At 66.6% G+C, this 3,892-nt stretch carries 3 protein-coding genes and 1 pseudogene; 2 read left to right on the top strand and 2 right to left on the bottom strand.

Translation table 11 applies throughout. The features are described 5' to 3' along the window. Positions 1 to 295: 295 nt before the first annotated feature. Positions 296 to 754 (top strand): annotated as a pseudogene (locus ACSDR0_RS49625) (IS5 family transposase); the annotation flags it as partial. Here ACSDR0_RS49625 and ACSDR0_RS49620 read toward each other — a convergent pair. Next, positions 751 to 993, bottom strand: coding sequence for a hypothetical protein (locus ACSDR0_RS49620; RefSeq protein WP_435295963.1), 243 nt, complete (start codon positions 991 to 993; stop codon positions 751 to 753). The pseudogene ACSDR0_RS49625 and the gene ACSDR0_RS49620 sit on opposite strands and share 4 nt — an antisense overlap. A 99-nt stretch (positions 994 to 1,092) precedes the next feature. Between ACSDR0_RS49620 and ACSDR0_RS49615 the strand changes: the two genes are divergently transcribed. Further along, positions 1,093 to 2,628: an endonuclease/exonuclease/phosphatase family protein gene (locus tag ACSDR0_RS49615; protein WP_435295962.1), complete on the top strand. Its 1,536-nt coding sequence runs from the start codon at positions 1,093 to 1,095 to the stop codon at positions 2,626 to 2,628. Between the two features lie 526 nt (positions 2,629 to 3,154). Here ACSDR0_RS49615 and ACSDR0_RS49610 read toward each other — a convergent pair. Next, positions 3,155 to 3,694, bottom strand: a complete 540-nt coding sequence (locus ACSDR0_RS49610; RefSeq protein ID WP_435295961.1) for a S1 RNA-binding domain-containing protein — start codon at positions 3,692 to 3,694, stop codon at positions 3,155 to 3,157. Positions 3,695 to 3,892: the final 198 nt, after the last annotated feature.

The following is a 3,892-nucleotide window of genomic DNA, read 5'->3' as shown; positions in this document are numbered from 1 at the left end:
ACCCATCAGCTCCTGCCGGAATGTCGCTAAACCGACCGGCCCTTGGCGAGATCGGCCTGGTAGGAGCACACTCGAAACGACGGCCACCACACACCTCCGGGCACTTGGTCGTACTCGGAGCATCGCGCGCTGGCCGTTCCACGTCGAGAACCACCCACCACCGGGTTAAAAGCGAAGCTAAGAGCGCCTAACAGAATGAGTCCTGCTGTGCTTTGATCTCTCGCTGTAGCGACGGTGAGAGGAGCAGCAGGTGGCGCGGCTGAAGCCGTGGGAGGTCAGCGACGAGTTGTGGGCGCAGACCGGCCCGAGCCCGGTCGATCGCGGACGGCCCGGCAGCAAACATCACCTGATCGCCGACGCCACCGGCATCCCGCTCGCCGTCATCCTCACCGGCGGCAACCGCAACGACGTCACTCAGCTGATCCCGCTGCTGCAGGCCATCCCGCCAGTACGTGGCAAGCGTGGCCGACCTCGCCGACGGCCTGACGTCGTCCTGGCCGACCGCGGCTACGACCACGACAAGTACCACAAGCAGGTCCGCTACCTGGGCATCCGCCCGCTGATCGCCCGACGCGGTACCGAGCACGGCTCTGGCCTGGGAAGACAACGTTGGGTCGTCGAACAGGCCTTCGCCTTGCTACACCGCTTCCGCCGGTTGCGCGTCCGCTGGGAAGTCCGCGACGACATCCACGAAGCCTTCCTCAGCCTCGGCTGCGCCCTGATCTGCCGGCGCCGCCTCAACTCATCGTGTTAGCAGCTCTTAGCGATCTGTATGAACGCGAAGGCGTGCCGCAGACCGTGAGACGTGCAGGTATCGGGGAGTCCGGCCCTCTTGGCGGCGGCCTTGAACGCCTTGCGGAAGACCTCGCGCTGGACGTGGATGGTCCGGCGCCCCTGGAACGGATGCCCACCGGCCGGGTTGCCCCGGCCGGTGGGCATCCGGGGCAACCCGGCCAGTGACAGCCGCACGTCGTCGCGGAGCCCTGCGATCACGCGTTCCCAAAAAAATCACTTCTGGTCAGTTTGCGGCAATCTTGCGGTTCCTTGCGCACTAGATCCTGCTTTCGACCCGTTGGCGAATAAGGATATTCAATGCCCCGTTTTCTGGCCATGACCATCGGACTGCTGGCCGCCGTGGCCCTGCCCGCCATCCCGGCCCACGCCGCTACCCCTGATGGCACGCTCTCGCTCCGGACGGCAAGCGTGAAGGCAGGTGACCCCGTAGAGCTGTCCTACTCCACGCCGCGCCCCGATTCCACGAACTGGATCGGCCTCTACACCGACCCGGGCAACGGGCCCGTTGACCAGAAGTACGTCGGCCCCTCGCTGAAGTGGGTGTACATCCCCTCCAGCTCAGGCACGGCCACCCTGCCCACCGACGGGCTCGAACCGGGCGACTACATCACCTACGCCCTGGCCAAGGACGGCTACGAGTGGCTGGCGGCACCCGCGAAGGTGAAGATCACGAGCAGCGAGCCGCTCCACTTCGTGACCGGTGCATTCACCCTGCGCAATGCCCGCGCCAAGTCCCCGTACACGGCCACCGTCAAGGGTACGGTCCGCGGCGAGGCGAGTTTCCGGAAGACGGACGGCCCGGCCTGGGTGCGGGTCGGCCAGGACGGCACGGTGACCGGCACGCCGCCGGCGTCGGCGTCGGCGAAGACGGCCACCTTCACGGTGGAGGCGCGCAACCAGGCGGGCGAGAGCGCCACCGCCACGGTCGGCGTCCGCGTACGGCCTCCGGGCGGGCCGCTGGTGCCCGAGCTCACGACCATGTCCTGGAACCTGTGGCACGGCGGCAGCCAGGTCAAGGGCGGCAGGGAGAAGCAGCTGAAGTTCCTGCTCGACCGCGACGTCGACGTGGTCGGCATGCAGGAGACGTCCTCCACGTCCGCCAAGGAACTGGCCGAGGCGCTCGGCTGGGACTACTACCAGGCGGGCGCGGACCTGGGCATCGTCAGCCGGTACCCGATCGTCTCGCGCGGGCCGCTGCCTTCCGAGTCGGGCCTGGCGGGGATCAACGCGAAGATCAGACTGGACGACCGGCATGAGGTGACCGTCTGGAACGTGCACCTCGGCTACACCCCTTACGGCCCCTACGATGCGTGCTTTGGAAAGTGGAGCGTCGAGCGGCTGATGGCCAGGGAGGTCGAGTCGAAGCGCACGCGCCAGATCCAGGAGATCATGTCGGCCATGTCCGGCGACCTCGCGGACGCGAGCCGTACACCCGTCCTGCTGACCGGCGACTTCAACGCCCCCTCGCACCTCGACTGGACTGCGAAGACCAAGAAGTGTGGTTACGACTCCGTGTCCTGGCCCACCTCGGTCGCTCCTGAGCAGGCCGGGATGAAGGACTCCTATCGCGTGGCCCACCCCGATCCGCTCGCCGACCCCGGCATCACCTGGTCGCCGATCTACACCACGTTCACCGGCGGATACGATCACGACGGCCACAAGGGTGAGCCCGAGCCGCAGGATCGCATCGACTTCGTCCACTACAAGGGCGATCTCACAGTGAAGTCGTCCGACGCGGTCGTCGAGGGCACCCCGGCGCCGATCCCGAACCACAAAGACAACGCCTGGACCTCCGACCACGCCGCCGTACTGACCACGTTCGCCGTCCGTTGACCGCGCTCCGCGCTCACGGCCCCAGCGCCGGCACGACCGCGGGTTCGCGCTCGCCAGAGGCGATGATCAGATGATGCGCGCTGCCGGGCTGTTCTCGACCACCGAGGACGGCCCGGCACCGCCCGGTCTTTCACGCCCTGATGTAGCGGTGCCACATCAGGCGTCGGTCTCCAACCAGGGGTGCCGGCACCCCATGAAGTCGAGTACGAAAACGCCGGGGCCATTCCCGCAGGCGCGGGGCCGACCCGGTCAGCTCGGCCGGCAGTACGCAATCGGTGGGAGCATCCCTGCGCGGGGATGGGCCCCTGACTATCAACGGCGCGAACATGCACTGGAAGTCGGCCCCGCCCACGCGGGGATTCCAGGCAACGACGGGGAAATCTCCACCGTCGCCTTGTCGGCCCCGCGCCTGCGGGGGTGGGTTGTTAGTAGTCGAGGGCGTGGTCGACCAGTTCGGGGAGTTTTTCCGGCGTTAGCCCGGCCCTCGCTGTGACCTTCAGAGCTTGATGGCCGGTAGTTCGCAGCGCTATCTGGCAGGCTCGGGTTCGGTGGGATGTGCGCCGGGTGCGAGGGCGATCCGGCGTCGGGCGACGTCGACTTCAATGATTTTCACGGTGAGGACGTCGCCTGTCTCTACGGTGCCGCCGGTCAGTTCGGAGGCGTGTAGGAGGCCCTCGAAGCCGTGGACTGCGTCTTCGATGCGGACGAAAGCGCCGATGGGAACGACCTTGGTGACAGGGCCGGTGACGGTCCGGCCGATCTGTTGTTGAAGATCGAGTAGTGGGTCTTCCTGGAGCGCTTTGAGGGAAAGGGACACGCGCCCGCGCTCGAGATCGACGTCGAGAATTTCGGCGGTGACCTCTTGGCCGACGGCAACGACGTCGCAGGGGTGGTTGATGGGCCGCCATGACAGTTCAGGGATGTTGATCATCGCGGTGAAGCCGCCGATGTCGACGAAGGTGACTCCGAAGCTGGCGATCTCAGTGACTGTTCCGGTGATGATCTGGCCTTGGTGCACCGTTCGGAGGAAGGCCAACTCGCGCTCGTTCAGGGCCGGGTTCGGCATGTCATCACTCCTGGGCCTTGGCGGGGGCATCGGTGAGGTAGCGGTGCAGGGATGAACCGCGCCGGGATTGCTGGAGGCTTTGATGTACCCCGAGTTCGGTGGAGTCGGCTTGGTTGACTCTCATGCCGGCTGGGCGTTCGGGTAGAGCATCTCGTACTCGATGGGGGTGAGCATTCCCAGGGCGCTGTGTCGTCGTTG

This window comes from Streptosporangium sp. G11 (assembly GCF_051192615.1).
Lineage (GTDB): Bacteria > Actinomycetota > Actinomycetes > Streptosporangiales > Streptosporangiaceae > Streptosporangium.
The sequence above is the reverse complement of the archived record's forward strand: the minus strand, read 5'-3'. Positions and strand labels throughout refer to the sequence as shown.